Genomic DNA, 16,100 nt, shown 5'->3' with positions numbered 1-16,100 from the left:
GCTTAGCCCGTCCCTTTGCAAATGAGCTTGACTAGCTCTGTGCCCATATGAGCCCCTAGAAAAGCAGCGATAATATAGCCGACCTGCTGTGCCGCGGGGGACAGATGCCCCTCCATAATGTTGCTTTCTATGACACGCATTGGATCAATGGAGCCGCCTACTGCGGCTACTATAGCCCATATTTTTAAATTTGCCGCTGTATTGACCATCATGGAGGTGGGGGGCATCAGCAGAAACACCGATCCAATGCCAGCAAGCATTGAGCCGCCTAATACGACGCCAAAGGCAATAAAGAAATCGAGCCCTGCCTTCATCAAAAAATAATTCACTTCGCTCACCAGCTCTCTTCGCCAAGTGGAGCCCGTCCGGCTCCTATTATCATTGTATGGGCGGTGCCTTGGCGATTATGATAAAATAGACAAATAGAGATGGAACACCTGAGGGGGCGAGGCGCAATGACCGCTAATGAGTCGCCATTCGTGCATTTGCACGTTCATAGTGAATATAGCTTGCTTGATGGCGCGGCGCGAATACGCGATTTGACAGCCCGCGCTGCGGAGCTGGGGATGAAGGCGCTGGCGCTTACGGACCATGGCGTCATGTATGGAGCCATTCCGTTCATCCGTGCCTGCCAGCAGCATGGCATTAAGCCGATTGTAGGCTGTGAGATGTACATGACCGCAGGCTCGCGGTTTGAGAAGGGCTCGCGCAAGGAAAACCCGATCTATCACTTAATTTTGCTTGCCAAAAATGAAACCGGATATCGCAATCTCATGAAGCTGAGCTCGATTGCCCATTTGGAAGGCTTTCATTATCGGCCGCGCGTCGATCCAGAAATACTGGCTAAGCATGCGGAGGGCATCGTCTGCCTGAGTGCCTGTCTTGGAGGCGAGGTTTCGCAGCATTTGCTGCATGACCGTCCGGAGGAAGCGCGCAAGGCGGCACAGCGGTACCGGGACATTTTCGGCGATGATTTTTATTTGGAGCTACAGGACCATCATTTGCTGGAGCAGAAAAAAGTGAATGCAGCAATGATTGAGCTGGCACAGGAAACTGGCATTCAGCTGGCGGTTACGAACGATGTTCATTATATTACTGCTGCTGACGCGGAAATGCAGGACGTGCTTATTTGCATTGGAACGGGCAAATCCGTCGATGACGAGGACCGTATGAAAATGCAGACGGACCAAATGTATTTAAAAAGCGGGGAAGAGATGGCTGCCCTATTCCGCCATGTCCCGCAGGCTATTGCCAATACGGCAGCCATCGCAGATAAATGTACGCTGGAGCTGGCTTTTGGACGGGCGCCGCTTCCGGTATTTCATCCCGTGCCAGAGGGGGCAAGCTCAGCAGGGTATTTGCAGCAGCTATGCAGCGAAGGACTGCTTGCGAGATACAGCTTGCTGCCAGAGTGGACGCAGGAGCCGGACTTCCGCCGGCAGGCTGAGCAGCGGCTAGCCTATGAGCTGTCTGTTATTGAAAAAATGGGTTTTAGCGATTATTTTCTAATCGTCTGGGATTTTATTCGTTTTGCCCATGAGCAGGGCATTCGTACAGGCCCGGGACGGGGCTCTTCAGCCGGCTCTCTGGTTGCTTATACACTGCGGATCACCGACGTAGATCCGCTGAAATACAAGCTGCTCTTTGAGCGTTTTCTAAATCCGGAGCGCATATCGATGCCCGATATTGATATCGACTTTAATGATGAGCGCCGGGACGAAGTCATTGCCTATGTCGCCAAAAAATATGGCGAAGGGCATGTTGCCCAAATTATTACTTTCGGCACAATGGCGGCGAAAGCAGCGGTCCGCGACGTCGGACGCGCGATGAATGTGCCGTTCGCCGAGGTGGATCGCGCGGCGAAGCTCATTCCGCGCCAGCTCGGCATTACGCTTGCCGAGGCGCTGCGGACGACTGAGGGACTGCGCGAGGCGGCGGAGCGCCTGCCTAAGACGGCAGCGATGCTGGATATGGCGCTTAAGGTAGAGGGCATGCCCCGCCATGCCTCTACGCATGCGGCTGGAGTTGTTATTGCCAGCGAGCCGCTGACGGAGTATGTGCCGCTGCAAGCGGGCGGCGAAGGGGCTGTTTTGACCCAATATTCGATGGAGCATCTGGAAGCGATTGGTCTGCTCAAGATGGACTTTCTGGGACTGCGCACCCTTTCGATTTTGGAGCGGACGCTGAATTGGGTGAAGGAGCAGTACGGAGAGACGATTGATTTTCGCACGATTCCAGACAACGACCCGGAAACGTATGCGATGCTCGGCCGCGGCGAGACAACGGGTATTTTCCAATTGGAGTCTTCCGGTGTGCGCCGCGTGTTGCGGGACTTGAAGGCGTCGGAGTTTGAAGATATCGTATCAGTCCTGGCTTTGTATCGGCCTGGTCCGATGGAATTTATTCCAAAATATATTCAAGGCAAGCATGGCGAGGTGCAGGTGGAATATCCTCATCCATCCCTAGAGCCGATTCTTGCTGATACGTATGGCATTATCGTGTATCAGGAGCAAATTATGCAGATTGCCTCCAGCATGGCGGGTTTCTCGCTGGGCGAAGCAGATTTGCTGCGCCGTGCCGTTTCGAAGAAAAAGCGCGAAGTGCTGGATGAGCAGCGGGAGCATTTTGTGAAGGGCAGCGTGACGCAGGGCTACAGCGAGGACGAGGCGAATCTCGTTTACGATATGATCGTGCGTTTCGCAGACTATGGGTTCCCGCGGGCGCATGCGGCTGCTTACGGCGTACTGGCTTTTCAAACGGCATGGCTGAAGGCGCATTATCCGGTTCCATTTATGGCTTCGATGCTGGCGTCCGTGAATGGCAACCAGCGGAAAACGGCGGAATACGTCGATGAATGCCGCCGAATGGGCATTCAGGTGCTGCCGCCCGATGTTAACGAGAGCGGCGTAACGTTCACGCCAGTTGAAGGAGCGGTGCGCTTTGGGCTCGCGACGGTTAAAAATGTTGGTACGCAGGCGATCGAAGCGCTGCGGAAGGAGCGGGAGGACAAGCCGTTTGTGAGCTTGCTCGACCTATGCCGCCGCGTCGATTTGCGCGTCGTGAACAAGCGCGTGCTGGAGTCGCTGATTCAAGCAGGAGCCTTCGATTCGCTGCCGGGACACCGGGCGCAATTGCTCGGTGCCCTGGAGGAGACGGTCGAGGCGGCGGTGAAATGGCGCAAGGAGCGCGCTGAGCTGCAGATCGAGCTGTTTGGCTTCGATGAGGTGCAGAACTGGGATGTGGAGCTGCCGGATATCAGGCCGTTCTCCACAGCTGAGCAGCTGGAGTTTGAGCGCGAGCTGCTAGGCATGTACTTGTCCGGGCATCCGCTCGACGCCGTGGAGGAGCAGCTTGCACCACTTGGGCTCGACCGGCTGTTCGAGCTTGCGGATGCGGCGGAAGGAGCGCCGGCGGTAGCGGCGGTGCACATTGTGTCGCTGAAGCCGTTCACGAACAAGAAGGGCAATGCGATGGGTTTTCTGGAGCTGGAGGATCGCATCCTCCGCGTCGAAGCCGTTGTGTTCCCAGCCGTGTGGAAACGCTGCGGGGATAAGCTGGAAAAGGGAGGCCTCGCCATTGTGCAGGCGACCGTGCAGCATCAGGATGAGGAGTTTAAACTCATCCTGGAGGATGTTGTGCCGCTTGCAGGCGGAGCTGCTGCGGCCGGGGCGCCGCTCGCAGAGCAGGCGCAGCGCTTGCAGCGGCAAGCGCAAGCCCGCGCCGCGAGAGGCGCGTGGCCCGGTCCCGGGCAGGCGAAGCCGTCCGGGCAGGGCCAGAGCGGGGCGCGGGCGGCAACGCCAGCCGCCCCGGCGGGCCGCGGGCCCGGCACTGCTGCTGCGGGCGAAGCGCAGCAGCAGCAGCCCGCTGGGCGAAAGCGCCAGCGGGTTTACATCAAGCTCGCAGCCGCGCGCGAGCAGCTTGCCGCGCTGGAGCGGCTCAAGCAGCTGCTGGCCGAGCACCCTGGCCAGCTGGACACCGTTCTGTTCTACGAGCGCGAACAGAAGCTGATCGCCCTTAGCGACAGCTACCGCGTCAAGCCATCGCCGGAATTGTTCGGCGAGATTGAGCAGCTGTTCGGCGAAGGCGCGGTCGTCGTCAAATAGGCGCAAGCAGCAAAACATGGCATAGCGATCCCTCATAGGGCTGGTCTTCGCTGTCTAGAGCGAAGACCAGCCCTATTTTTAACCCCATCCAGCCATGTGACCTCTCCGCAAGCGAATTCAAAATGATGCACATATCTTCTGTTATCCGCATACATTTAGGGATACAAGCGGAGAAATGCGGGAGGCCAGCTGCTGCTTGCGGGCTTAGGGATACAGCTTCCGCGAAAGGCTGCAGCATTAATAGGGCCGCGAAATCCGCATTGCCGCTGCTTACGCTGCATTGCAGCGTACAAGCATGGGAGGGATGGACATGGCTTCGACATCCAAAATTGAAGCGTGGCTGGGCAAGCGCGGAGTGAAGGTTGATGATATTGCTGAAATTGTATATACACTGCAGCGGCCCTACAATGCGAGCTTATGCATGAAGGAATGCGAGGATAGCGTCCGGGCTGTACTGGGCAAGCGAGAGGTGCAGTATGTTCTATATACGGGCATCGCACTAGACGAGCTTGCGGAGCGCAAGTTATTGCCCGAGCCGCTTCAGGCGATTATGGAAAATGACGAGTCGCTGTATGGCGTGGACGAGACGCTGGCGCTTGGCATTACGAATGTGTATGGGATGATCGGCTTGACGAGTTTTGGTTATTTGGATAAAGTGAAGCCTGGCATTATAAGTCAGCTTAATCTTAAGGGGCGGCATATTCATGTGTTCCTCGATGATCTCGTAGCAGGACTTGCGGCAGCGGCCTCAGCAAGAATTGCACATCAGGACCCGAAAGCGCAGCAATACCATTTGCCCGATTCCCCATGATTATGATACTATTATAAGATCATATGACCTGTTAACGGGACTTAGCTATGTTTAAGATGTAAACTTTGCCCGTAGCAAAGTTTTCAGGAGGTACCACAATGTGGACGGTCATTTATATCGCGCCAACAGCAAAAATCGCAGAGAATATCAAGAAACGGCTTACGGAAGAAGGATTTCTTGTGAAGATCCGTCCAGTCAATCTGTCTAAACAGCAATTCGAAATATTGGTGCCGTCGGGTGAGCTGGAGGAAGTTCAAGAAGTATTTAACTCCTTGTTTCAGCCGTAATGGATTCCCTTATTCGATTGCGCCTTGAGAGGTGTCATACGTGCAAATAAAGGACTTGTTTACGAAGAAGAAATACGCGACAGTACCTTCGGAGCGCCCTAAACGCGACATTCCAGAAGGACTGATGAATAAGTGTACGCGGTGCGGAACGATTCAATACAGCAAAGAGCTGGAGAAGAATCTGAAGGTCTGCTCCTCCTGCGGCTATCACTTCCGCCTTTCGGCTTGGGAGCGCATTGCCATGACGCTTGATGAAGGACAGCTAACGGAATACGATACCGATCTTGTATCGGAAGATCCGCTTGGTTTCCCAGGTTATGCGAGCAAGCTGGAGCAGCAACTGGCTAAGAACCCGAACTTGCGTGAAGCAGTTGTTACCGGCGAAGGAACTATCGGCGGTCTTCCTGTCGTTGTCGCTGTCATGAGCTTTGACTTTTTCAGCGGCAGCATGGGCTCGGTCGTAGGGGAAAAAATAACGCGGGCTGTAGAAGCGGCGCTTGACAAGCGCCTGCCGCTTATTATTTTCTCGACATCGGGTGGCGCACGCATGCAGGAAAGCATTCTCAGCCTCATGCAAATGGCCAAAACAAGCGCAGCGCTCTCGAAGCTTCATGAAGCGGGCGGCTTGTTTATCTCGGTATTCACCGATCCAACGATGGGTGGCGTCTCGGCGAGCTTCGCAAGTCTTGGCGACTACAATTTGGCCGAGCCTGGCGCGTTAGTAGGCTTCGCAGGCCGCATTGTAATCGAGCAGACGATTCGTCAGAAGCTGCCGGACAACTTCCAGACGGCGGAATTCAATTTGCAGCATGGACAGCTTGATATGGTTGTACACCGTAACGACATGAAGCATATGCTGACCAAACTGCTTGATATGCATACCGCAGGGGAGGGATTGTCTAATGGCGGGTGAGCTTCCGTTCGAGAAACCGCTCAGTGATTTAAGAGAAAAGATAAAAACGCTGGAAACGCTCGCGGCGGGCAATGGCATGGATTTTTCCGAGGAAATTGCCCGGCTTGAGGAGCGCTGCAAGCAGCTGGAACAGGAAATGTACCAGGAGCTGACCCCCGCGCAAAAAATGCATGTAGCGCGCCATCAACAGCGTCCCACGACGCTGGATTTCATTCAGGCGGTGTTTACCGATTTCATTGAGCTGCATGGCGACCGCCTGTTTGCCGATGATTTGGCTATCGTAGGCGGACTTGCCAAGCTGAACGGCGTACCGGTAACGGTTGTCGGACACCAGCGCGGCAAGGATACGCGCGATAACATCGCCCGTTTCTTCGGAAGTCCCCACCCGGAAGGTTTCCGCAAGGCGCTGCGCTTCATGCAGCAAGCCAATAAATTTAATCGTCCGATTATTACTTTTATTGATACGAAAGGCGCTTATCCTGGCAATACTGCTGAGGAACGGGGCCAATCGGAAGCAATTGCCCGTAATTTGCGAGACATGGCTAGTTTCGGCGTACCGATCATTTGCGTCGTTATTGGCGAAGGCGGTAGCGGCGGCGCACTTGCGCTGGGCGTAGGCAACCGGGTGCTGATGCTGGAAAATGCGATCTATTCTGCGATTTCGCCGAATGGAGCAGCCTCGATTCTCTGGAAGGATGCATCGAAAGCTGATCAGGCCGCAGAAGCAATGAAGATTACAGCCAAGGATTTACTCGCGTTTGAAGTCATCGAGGACATTGTAGAGGAGCCGCAGGGTGGTGCGCATCGTGATCTGGCTTTTACAGCAGAGCACTTGAAAGCCAAGCTGTGGATCCATTTGCAGGAGCTTCGCGCCATGACTCCGGAAGAGCTGAAAGAAGACCGCTACAGCAAATTCCGCAAAATCGGCAAGTTCCAGATTGCCCAGCAGACGCTGGCAGAAGAGCAGCAAACCGCTGAGCTGGCAGACGAGCCTACCGAGGCTGAGGCAGCAATCGGAGAACCAAGCACCGAGAAAGCAGTGCAGCCGGAATCGGCGCAGGTATAGTTTACAAATATTTTATACTGTACAAGCTGTCCGTAATCGTGTAATTTAAGTTGTGGTCAAGGTGAAACGGCTTTCGCCGTCCTTTGGCGGCGCGGCGCGTTTCAGTCCGAGAAATATAAGCCTATTTATATGTGAACAACTTATAAATTCTTATATTTTTAAAAGAAGATCAACTAGCTAGGCCTACCATTCAAGCAGGCAATATAACGGAGGAAAACTAAACATGCGTAAAACAAAGATTGTATGTACAATCGGACCATCCAGCGAATCACTTGAAAACACGAAGAAGCTTATTCAAGCGGGCATGAACGTCGCTCGTCTGAACTTCTCCCATGGCGATTTTGAAGAGCACGGTAACCGCATCAAGAATATTCGTCAAGCAAATATCGAACTCGGCAAAACAACAGCCATTCTCCTTGATACGAAAGGTCCAGAAATTCGTCTGGGCAAATTGAAAGAAGAGCCAATTGAGCTGGTTCAAGGTGAGAAAATCGCTTTGACAACAGAAGAAATCCTTGGCGATGTAACGCGCATTCCGATTACGTATACGGATCTGCCTAACGACGTTTCGGTTGGTTCGACCATTTTGATCGATGACGGCCTCATTGGCTTGACGGTTGAAGATGTGCAAGGAACAGAAATTATTTGCCGTATCGTCAACAGCGGTCAAATTAAAAGCAAGAAGGGCGTTAACGTACCAGGCGTAAACATCTCGCTTCCTGGTATTACAGAGAAAGACGCTAATGACATCGTCTTCGGTATTGAGCAAGGCGTAGATTTCATCGCGGCTTCCTTCGTGCGTAAAGCAAGCGATGTTTTGGAAATTCGCGAGCTTCTGGAGCGCCACAATGCGGGCCATATCCAAATTATTTCTAAAATTGAGAACCAGCAAGGTGTAGACAACCTTGATGAAATTTTGGAAGTTTCCGACGGCCTGATGGTTGCCCGTGGCGACCTTGGCGTTGAAATTCCAGCAGAAGAAGTACCACTCGTACAAAAATCAATGATTCAAAAATGTAACCGCGCGGGCAAGCCCGTTATTACAGCAACACAAATGCTGGATTCGATGCAGCGCAACCCGCGTCCGACTCGTGCTGAGGCGAGTGACGTAGCGAATGCGATTTTCGACGGTACAGATGCGATCATGCTTTCTGGCGAAACAGCTGCTGGTAAATATCCAGTTGAATCGGTACAAACGATGGCCCGTATCGCTGAGCGTGCAGAATCGGCTCTTGAATACCGTGAAATTTTCACGAAACAAGCGAATGCACAGCAAACAAGCGTAACGGAAGCGATCTCCCAAGCGGTAGCTAATTCCGCATTTGACCTGAAAGCGAAAGCGATCGTTACTTCGACGCAAAGCGGCTTCACTTCCCGTATGGTATCCAAATACCGTCCGAAAGCGCCGATCATTGCGGTAACAACAGAAGAGACGGTTATGCGTCGCCTGGCACTTGTATGGGGCGTTATTCCGGTTAAAGGCGCACTCGTTGATTCCACAGACGGTTTGTTCGAAAATGCAGTAACGGGTGCGCTTAGCACTGGCTTGCTTGCTCTTGGCGATACTATCGTTATTACTGCTGGTGTGCCAGTAGGTCGCTCTGGAACAACAAACCTGATCAAAATTCACCACATTGGCGAGCTTTTGGCAAATGGACAAGGTATCGGCAGCCAAACGGCTACTGGTAAAATAGTCGTTGCCCGCACGCCTGAAGAAGCGATTGCAAAAACAACACAGGGTTCGATTCTTGTAACCGTATCGACGGATAAAGAATATATGCCTGCATTCGAGAAAGCGGCTGCTGTTGTAACGGAGCAAGGCGGCATTACTAGCCATGCGGCTGTTTGCGGCATCAACCTTGGAATTCCAGTTATTCTGGGCATTTCTAATGCTACAACTATTTTGGAAGATGGCATGGAAGTTACGCTTTACGGCGAAACAGGAGTTATTTACTCCGGCCAATCCAAGTCTGTATAGTTTTAACTTTATATTCTCTGCTCGTATAGACAGAGCAACAACAAGCGATGGTGAATTCACCGTCGCTTTTGTTGAACTTAAAGGGAGGTTTACATGATGAGCAGCCCATTGTCCGGGTGGTTCGCGCATCCGCTGCGTGTCCGGTATCAGGAAACGGATCAGATGGGTGTTGTGTTTCACACCAACTATTTGAACTGGTTTGAAATTGGGCGCACCGAGCTAATACGATCGGCAGGCTTTGACTATAAATCTATTGAACAAAGCGGCATGCTGCTGCCTGTCATCGATTTGCATTGCCATTATGCTTTGCCGGCGCGATACGATGACACGCTGCTTATTTGCACACGCATATCGGACTTCACCTCCGTGCGCTTAGCCTTCGAATCTGAAATTCGCAAAGTGGATGAGGCGTCGTTTAAGCCCGCTTTTTACGAGCTGCAGGAAAGCCTTCCGGGGGAGCGGCTCGTTACGGGAGGAACGAAGCATGTATGGGTGAATAAGGAGTGGCGCCCCATGCGTTTGGACAAAGGGCTTCCTGCGCTGTATGATTTAATAAGGCAGATAATAAGCTAAAGGATGACGGCTGCTGCCTGCATAAAGTGGATGGGAGGAATTTGTAATGAAAAAGTGGATAATCGCAGCATTAATCATATTGCCTTTGATTGAGTTTTGGGGCATCGTACAAGTAAGCGGCTGGCTTGGCGGCTGGCAGACATTTGGGCTCATTGTTCTGTTCAGTATGGCGGGTGCTTATTTAACGCTGGCGGAAGGACGCAAGGTGTGGACAGAGGCGCAGCTTCAGCTGCAGCAGGGTCAAATACCTGGGCGCAAGCTGCTTGAAGGTTTATGTGTGCTGGCAGGCGGCTTGCTGCTGCTGATTCCCGGATTTTTCACCGATCTGATCGGAATTACCTTTCTGCTGCCGTTTACACGTTCCTTTTATCAGCAAGTTATGCTGCATTGGCTGGAGAAACGGATACGCGGCGGGTCTTTTTCCATACGCAAGTTCTAAGATATTTACATTAGCTTTACAAATTAATAATATGACACGAATAGTTGTAGCGCATAATAGGGGCATATATGAGGGAGGCGCACATAATGACAAAACATTTGTCCCACTATGTTAACAGAGATTTGAGTTGGGCCGAATTTAACTGCCGAGTGCTTCAAGAGGCTCAGGATGTAAACAATCCGCTGCTGGAGCGGGCCAAGTTTCTAGCCATTGTATCCAGTAATTTAGATGAATTTATGAGTGTGCGTGTAGCGGGCATTCAAGAGCAAATCAAGGCGGGCTATTCTAAAATTGATTTTACAGGTTATACTCCCGCTGGCTTATGGAAACGATTAATTAAACGCACGAATCAAATGGTGCATGATCAATATAAATCTTATCGGGACGTGCTGCGCGGCTTGGGACGGGAAGGCATCACTATTCGTTCAATGAGCGAGCTGAATATGACGCAGTCCAAGGCCGTATCGGAGTATTTTCATGAAATCGTATTTCCTGTCCTGACACCGATGGCGGTCGATCAGAGCAGGCCTTTTCCACTTGTACATACGAAGGAATTATATTTAGCTGTTTTATTGCGCCATCCGGAAGCCGCACCTGAGGAAGACCCGCTGTTCGCAATGGTACAGGTGCCATCGATTTTAGCGAGATTTGTGCCGCTGCCTGAGCGTCCTAATAGCAAAAAGCGCGAATATGTGCTGCTTGAGGATCTGATTGAGCAATTTATTGATACCCTTTTTAATGGTTATGGAGCTTATGAGGTACATGCATTTCGTTTGACGCGCAATGCTGATTTTACGCTTAATGAGGATGCCGAAGACTTGCTGGAGGAGATTGAGAAGGAGCTGCGCAAGCGCCGTTGGGGTATCTCCGTACGGCTTGAGGTTGCTCGCGGCATGCATCCGGAGACACTTGATATTCTCAAGGATGAGCTAGAAATCGAGGATAACCTGATTGAAATTGATGGTCCACTCGATTTAAGCTTCTTGATGAAGTTCGCCCAGGCCATTCCAGGCTACGACCATTTGCGTTATGACAAAATGGAGCCTCTCTATCCGATGGAATTTGACGACACGGACGATATGTTTGAAGTGATTCGTCAGCGCGATGTGCTGATGTACCATCCGTATGAATCGTTTGATGCGGTTAATGATTTTGTGATGCAGGCAGCGATTGATCCGGATGTACTTGCCATTAAAATGACGATGTATCGGGTCAGCGGCAAGTCTGCGCTCGTTCAGGCGCTGGCTGAAGCGGCCGAATCCGGCAAGCAGGTGACGGTTGTTGTAGAACTGAAGGCGCGATTCGATGAGGAGCGCAATATTGCCTGGGCTCGCCAGTTGGAAAAAGCAGGCTGTCATGTTGTTTACGGTCTGATTGGGCTGAAAACCCATGCAAAAATATTACTTGTCGTGCGCCGGGAGCAGGACACGCTGCGCCGATATGTGCATGTTGGCACGGGTAATTACAATGACAGCACAGCGACGCTATACACCGATATTGGCCTGTTTACCTCGCATCCGACAATCGGCGGCGATGCATCGGCGCTGTTTAATGAGGTGACGGGCTATTCCGATCCGTATGACTGGAAAGCTTTTGGTGTAGCTCCCACGGACCTCAAGCAGAAGTTGTTCCGTCTCATCGACCGGGAAATCGCCCATGTGGCGGCTGGCAAGAAGGGCCGTGTCATTGCGAAGATGAACTCGCTCTCCAATCAGGAGATGGTCGATAAACTTTATGAGGCATCGCAGGCAGGCGTGAAAATCGATTTGATTGTCCGCGGCGTATGCTGCTTGCGTCCTGGTGTGGCTGGCCGAAGCGAGAACATTCAGGTGATCAGCATTGTAGACCGTTATTTGGAGCATGCACGGGTCATGTATTTCCACAATGGCGGGGAAGAGGAAGTGTATTTATCCAGTGCCGACTGGATGACGCGCAATCTGATGAAGCGAGTGGAGCTGATGTGTCCGGTGTACGACGCGCATTTGCGGCAGACGCTCATCAACATGCTGAACTTGAATTTGAATGACAATGTCAAAGCGAGGAAGCTCCTGTCCAGCGGCACTTACGTTCATGTTGAAAATGAACATAAACCGTTTCGCAGCCAATTCGAGGCTAGACACATTCCAGGGTGGAAAGTACAAGTATAGAAAAATTAAAAAGCGCGGTGAAAAAGGAATGCTACTTTCCTTTTTCACCGCGCTTTTTATGTATGAGAGGAAAGCACCGCCGTCTACGCTTAAATATAATCAGGCAGCTCAAGCACAGGAGTCAATTTCCATAGCTTGGAGAACTCAGAAACGAGCTCGCTTACCTCCAGGCGCTCAACGGTCAGCGAGCTGCTAGGGCGTACGGCATGCAGCTTAAGCTGCTCAGGAGCAAGGGAGACGCTCAATCTGCTCAGCGCCTGTGTCTCGCTGCGGTCAAGCGCTGATGCGAGCTGCAGCAGCGTACCCAGCCTGCCGATTAACTCATAGTCGGACTCGACAAGCATCTCTTTGTAGGGGCGAAGCTGCTGCCGTGCCCGACTTTTGCTTTTGTAGGAAGCGATCGAAGCCGTAATCAAAATTTCTTTATGGGACAATCCGTTCAAATGCGAGTTGACGATCAAATAAAACGTATGCTTGGCATAGTCGTAGTAGTCGATGGAAGCGCCGATTCGAAACAGGCTTGAAGCGGCATCAAGCAAGATCCGCGCTCGGGATGGCATTTGGTGCAGCTCTCTCAGCTCATCGTACAGCTGCAGTGCAAGCCGGTTCACCTGCGATACATGCTGCATCGGTGCAGCGGGATGGAGCATGCTGATGTTATGCAGGCTGAAGCCAAGCACATCCTGATGCTGAGACCCTTGTGGAAACCTAGTATCATGGAAAATACCGTCGCGAAGTCCGGCACCGCAAATGATATAGCCGGAAGCTTTAGTCAGCTTGTAAAGCTGGCGCAGCACGGCTAGGCCGGGCACAATAACGTCCACCCGATCTTTGGACAGGCCGGGGAACTTGCTGCGCTTGTCCAGCGGCAGGGCACGCAGCTGATCAAAAACCATTTCGGCGTCTCCGCCGGGTATGTCATAATTATGCGTTTGATGAAAAGGGTAGCTCGTCGCCGCTTGATGAATTTTGCCCAGCGCCCTGGCGGTGCCGCCGACGCCAATCATAGGCAGTCCCTGCGCTTTGGCGAGCCATGGAACGGACTTGAAGGCCTCAAGCGCTACGCTGTCGAGCGCGCGCAGAGCCTCGTCGCTGAGCATGCCTTTCGCCGCGAAACGACGGTTCAGGCTGACGCAGCCAAAAGGAAAAGAGACGGAGTGCTGCAGCTTGCGTCCGCGAAACAGCGATACCTCCGTGCTGCCGCCGCCAATATCGACTAACAGCCCATCCTCCAGGTCCATTGCATTAATCATCCCAAGGAAGCCAAAGGCTGCCTCCTGTTCGCCGCTAAGCAGTTCTATGTCAAGTCCGGTTTCGGCTTTTATCGCTTCCAGCACAACCGTGCGGTTCGAAGCATTGCGGATCGCCGCCGTTGCCACTGCGCGAATTTCACCAGTGCGGTTATGGGCGCAAATTAAGCGGAAATGGCTGAGTGTGCCGAGCAGCTCGCTTATTGCCTCAGCCGATAGATTGCCTTGCTCGTCAATTCTCTCACTTAGCCGTGCCGGACGTTTGCTCCCATCAATGACGCGGTGGGCTCCGTTTGCTGTTCGCTCATAAACGACGAGCCTCACCGAGTTGGAGCCTATATCTATAATACCAATGCGATGTTCATTCATAGCGAACCTCCGTTTTTTTTGAAATATAGAGAAAGTATAATCTGACGATATCCTTTCTCTATATTTCTCGGAATGAAACGCGCCGCGCCACCAAAGGATGGCGACAGCCGTTTCACCTTGCAATACTTTATTTTAACATAGCGGCTGCTGAATGTCTTAATAAGCGTAAAGGGACATTTAAGGCTAGCTTCTAGGCTTAACAATCGCAATAACCGAAATTTGTCGAATCAAGAATAAAAATGGATTTGCAAGTCATATTAAAGGAGGCAGTTTATTAAACCATTTGGAGGTTTTACGAATGAATCAGTTTTCACAAACGAATATTAGCCAACAGCTTTCACAATGCGAGCAGCTTCTACAGCAGCTGATGCAGCAAACTCAGCAAGCATCAGGCATGTATCAGCAGCTCCTAAAGCAAGAACAAACGAATGCTGCACAGTTGGAGCAAATTGCGCAGCGTGAGCATCAAGCGGCTCATATTATCCAAACCTCATTGCAAGGTCACCAAAAGGCGATGCAGCAAATGCAGCAAATTTCTAGCATTTGCAATCAAATTTCCAGTTCAAATGCGAATCAGTCCTTCGCTTATCAACAGCCACAGTACCAAGGCTCATCTTTCGGAGAGTTAAATCATTAACCACCAAACACCAAACAATTTCTTTTTTTAAAATGAAGCTGCGGCTGTTTCCCGGTATTTTGCCGGGGAGCGGTCGTTTCGTCTATTTACAAACGTTTATTATAGCTTGTATCATGATCGGTTAGTACTCTGCCTGTTTTTCTGTTAAGATAGAAGACAGGTGTTTACATCTAACTACATAAGCAGGAACCAGATCTGTCAGGATGTCGAAAGGTGAGGTTATTTCACATGACAGCTGACCCATCACAATTTTCTTTCTTACTGATAAAGCATTTTTATATGTGCTTTTGTTCACTTTGTTGTCAAAATCATTTATGATTATACGGACGACATGGATTCGAATGATATTTTGCGATGTGAAATTTCCAAGCTAAAGGAGAGAGAACGATGACAGCAACTAAAGGTCTGGAAGGAATTGTCGCCGCTTCTTCGTCAATCAGCTCGATTATTGACGGAGTGTTGACATACCGCGGTATAGATATTGATGATTTGGCAGAAAATGCGACATTTGAAGAGGTTGCCTATTTGTTATGGTATGGCAAACTGCCTAATCGTTCCGAGCTAGCAAAACTGCAGGAGCAGTTAGATGCATACACAGCAATTCCTGAAGGCGTTATCGAGCAAATCAAGCTGTATCCGAAGGATACGAATTCGATGGCGGCACTTCGTACAGCCATTTCAAGCCTTGCTCTATATGATGGGTCGGCTAATGAAATGACTGCTGAAGCTAATCAGTTGAAAGCGATTAAGTTGCAGGCGCAATTGCCAGCCGTTGTAGCAGCGTTCGCTCGCATTCGTGAAGGCAAGGATCCTGTTGCTCCGAAGAAGGGCGTATCCATCGCTCATAATTTCCTTTACATGCTTACAGGCAAAGATCCTGAAGAGATTGCCGTGAAAGCGCTTGATCAGGCGCTTGTGCTTCATGCTGATCATGAGCTTAACGCCTCTACCTTTGCTGCTCGAGTAACGGTTGCGACTTTGTCCGACATTTATTCTGGTGTGACTTCGGCAATCGGAGCGCTTAAAGGGCCACTGCATGGCGGTGCTAATGAGGCGGTAATGGTTATGCTGGAGGAAATCGGTACATTTGCTAATGTTGAGTCTTATATCAACAACGCGCTTGCGAACAAGCAGAAGATTATGGGCTTCGGTCACCGCGTTTACAAAAACGGCGATCCGCGCGCCAAGCATTTGCAAAAAATGTCGCAAGAGCTCGGCAAGCTGACTGGAAATTTGGAGCTTTATGAAATGTCGATCAAGATCGAGGAGCTCGTTACGGGTCAAAAAGGCCTCAAGCCGAACGTTGATTTTTACTCAGCTTCCGTCTATACGACACTAGGCATTGCACGTGATCTATTCACGCCAATTTTTGCGATTAGCCGCGTTTCCGGCTGGAGCGCTCATATTCTTGAGCAATACGAGAACAATCGCTTGATTCGTCCTCGCGCCGACTATATCGGTCCAGTCAACGCGAAATATATTCCAATCGACGAGCGCTAAGCGCTGCTGTTTTTACGGTTACACAAA

General features: G+C 51.2%; 13 protein-coding genes. 11 read left to right on the top strand and 2 right to left on the bottom strand.

What is annotated here, in order from left to right; all coding sequences use genetic code 11:
- Positions 1 to 2: 2 nt before the first annotated feature.
- Positions 3 to 329 carry a YtrH family sporulation protein gene (locus tag ACSR9A_RS29320; RefSeq protein ID WP_338556630.1) on the bottom strand — a complete coding sequence of 109 codons (327 nt, stop codon included), beginning with the start codon at positions 327 to 329 and terminating at the stop codon, positions 3 to 5.
- Positions 330 to 455: 126 nt separating this feature from the next.
- Here ACSR9A_RS29320 and ACSR9A_RS29315 point away from each other — a divergent pair, with 126 nt between their 5' ends.
- The 9 genes from ACSR9A_RS29315 to ppk1 all read left to right on the top strand — a co-directional run bounded on the left by ACSR9A_RS29315 (position 456) and on the right by ppk1 (position 12,317).
- Positions 456 to 4,103 carry a DNA polymerase III subunit alpha gene (locus ACSR9A_RS29315; RefSeq protein WP_473761893.1) on the top strand — a complete coding sequence of 1,216 codons (3,648 nt, stop codon included), beginning with the start codon at positions 456 to 458 and terminating at the stop codon, positions 4,101 to 4,103.
- A 310-nt stretch (positions 4,104 to 4,413) separates the two neighbouring features.
- Positions 4,414 to 4,914, top strand: a complete 501-nt coding sequence (locus ACSR9A_RS29310; RefSeq protein ID WP_341281690.1) for a phosphatidylglycerophosphatase A family protein — start codon at positions 4,414 to 4,416, stop codon at positions 4,912 to 4,914.
- A 98-nt stretch (positions 4,915 to 5,012) separates the two neighbouring features.
- Positions 5,013 to 5,201 (top strand): hypothetical protein, encoded by a 189-nt coding sequence (locus ACSR9A_RS29305; protein WP_046229439.1) that lies wholly within the window; start codon positions 5,013 to 5,015, stop codon positions 5,199 to 5,201.
- A gap of 40 nt (positions 5,202 to 5,241) precedes the next feature.
- The gene (gene accD / locus ACSR9A_RS29300; RefSeq protein WP_099516502.1) at positions 5,242 to 6,114 is read left to right on the top strand and encodes an acetyl-CoA carboxylase, carboxyltransferase subunit beta; all 873 of its coding nucleotides are present in this window, start codon (positions 5,242 to 5,244) and stop codon (positions 6,112 to 6,114) included.
- Entirely contained in the window at positions 6,104 to 7,180 is a 1,077-nt protein-coding gene (locus ACSR9A_RS29295) for an acetyl-CoA carboxylase carboxyltransferase subunit alpha (RefSeq protein WP_473761889.1), read from the top strand. The genes accD and ACSR9A_RS29295 overlap by 11 nt, the downstream gene beginning before the upstream one ends.
- A 223-nt stretch (positions 7,181 to 7,403) precedes the next feature.
- A complete protein-coding gene (gene pyk, locus ACSR9A_RS29290; RefSeq protein WP_473761887.1) occupies positions 7,404 to 9,158 on the top strand; it encodes a pyruvate kinase in 1,755 nt (584 codons plus the stop codon).
- Positions 9,159 to 9,254: 96 nt separating this feature from the next.
- Positions 9,255 to 9,731 carry an acyl-CoA thioesterase gene (locus tag ACSR9A_RS29285; protein ID WP_341282903.1) on the top strand — a complete coding sequence of 159 codons (477 nt, stop codon included), beginning with the start codon at positions 9,255 to 9,257 and terminating at the stop codon, positions 9,729 to 9,731.
- A gap of 46 nt (positions 9,732 to 9,777) precedes the next feature.
- Positions 9,778 to 10,170, top strand: a complete 393-nt coding sequence (locus ACSR9A_RS29280; protein WP_473761884.1) for an FxsA family protein — start codon at positions 9,778 to 9,780, stop codon at positions 10,168 to 10,170.
- 86 nt (positions 10,171 to 10,256) lie between these two features.
- Positions 10,257 to 12,317: a polyphosphate kinase 1 gene (ppk1, locus tag ACSR9A_RS29275; protein ID WP_473761880.1), complete on the top strand. Its 2,061-nt coding sequence runs from the start codon at positions 10,257 to 10,259 to the stop codon at positions 12,315 to 12,317.
- An 89-nt stretch (positions 12,318 to 12,406) separates the two neighbouring features.
- On the opposite strand, the gene ppx is transcribed toward ppk1, so the two are convergent.
- Complete coding sequence (gene ppx / locus ACSR9A_RS29270) at positions 12,407 to 13,936, bottom strand: exopolyphosphatase (RefSeq protein WP_473761877.1); 1,530 nt, start codon at positions 13,934 to 13,936, stop codon at positions 12,407 to 12,409.
- Positions 13,937 to 14,234: 298 nt separating this feature from the next.
- Here ppx and ACSR9A_RS29265 point away from each other — a divergent pair, with 298 nt between their 5' ends.
- Positions 14,235 to 14,573 (top strand): hypothetical protein, encoded by a 339-nt coding sequence (locus tag ACSR9A_RS29265; RefSeq protein ID WP_341281696.1) that lies wholly within the window; start codon positions 14,235 to 14,237, stop codon positions 14,571 to 14,573.
- Between the two features lie 387 nt (positions 14,574 to 14,960).
- On the top strand, positions 14,961 to 16,073 hold the full coding sequence (citZ, locus tag ACSR9A_RS29260) for a citrate synthase (protein ID WP_341281697.1): 1,113 nt from the start codon (positions 14,961 to 14,963) through the stop codon (positions 16,071 to 16,073).
- Positions 16,074 to 16,100 lie beyond the last annotated feature (27 nt).

Source organism: Paenibacillus sp. R-74696 (assembly GCF_055814915.1).
Note: the sequence above shows the minus strand (reverse complement) of the source record. Positions and strands in the feature narration are given on the sequence as shown.

Coding starts and splice junctions, on each gene's coding strand:
- citZ (WP_341281697.1), top strand. CDS start 14,961: ATGACAGCAACTAAAGGTCTGGAAGGAATTGTCGCCGCTTCTTCGTCA.
- ACSR9A_RS29295 (WP_473761889.1), top strand. CDS start 6,104: ATGGCGGGTGAGCTTCCGTTCGAGAAACCGCTCAGTGATTTAAGAGAA.
- ACSR9A_RS29305 (WP_046229439.1), top strand. CDS start 5,013: ATGTGGACGGTCATTTATATCGCGCCAACAGCAAAAATCGCAGAGAAT.
- ACSR9A_RS29310 (WP_341281690.1), top strand. CDS start 4,414: ATGGCTTCGACATCCAAAATTGAAGCGTGGCTGGGCAAGCGCGGAGTG.
- ACSR9A_RS29265 (WP_341281696.1), top strand. CDS start 14,235: ATGAATCAGTTTTCACAAACGAATATTAGCCAACAGCTTTCACAATGC.
- ACSR9A_RS29285 (WP_341282903.1), top strand. CDS start 9,255: ATGAGCAGCCCATTGTCCGGGTGGTTCGCGCATCCGCTGCGTGTCCGG.
- ACSR9A_RS29280 (WP_473761884.1), top strand. CDS start 9,778: ATGAAAAAGTGGATAATCGCAGCATTAATCATATTGCCTTTGATTGAG.
- ppx (WP_473761877.1), bottom strand. CDS start 13,936: ATGAATGAACATCGCATTGGTATTATAGATATAGGCTCCAACTCGGTG.
- pyk (WP_473761887.1), top strand. CDS start 7,404: ATGCGTAAAACAAAGATTGTATGTACAATCGGACCATCCAGCGAATCA.
- ppk1 (WP_473761880.1), top strand. CDS start 10,257: ATGACAAAACATTTGTCCCACTATGTTAACAGAGATTTGAGTTGGGCC.
- ACSR9A_RS29315 (WP_473761893.1), top strand. CDS start 456: ATGACCGCTAATGAGTCGCCATTCGTGCATTTGCACGTTCATAGTGAA.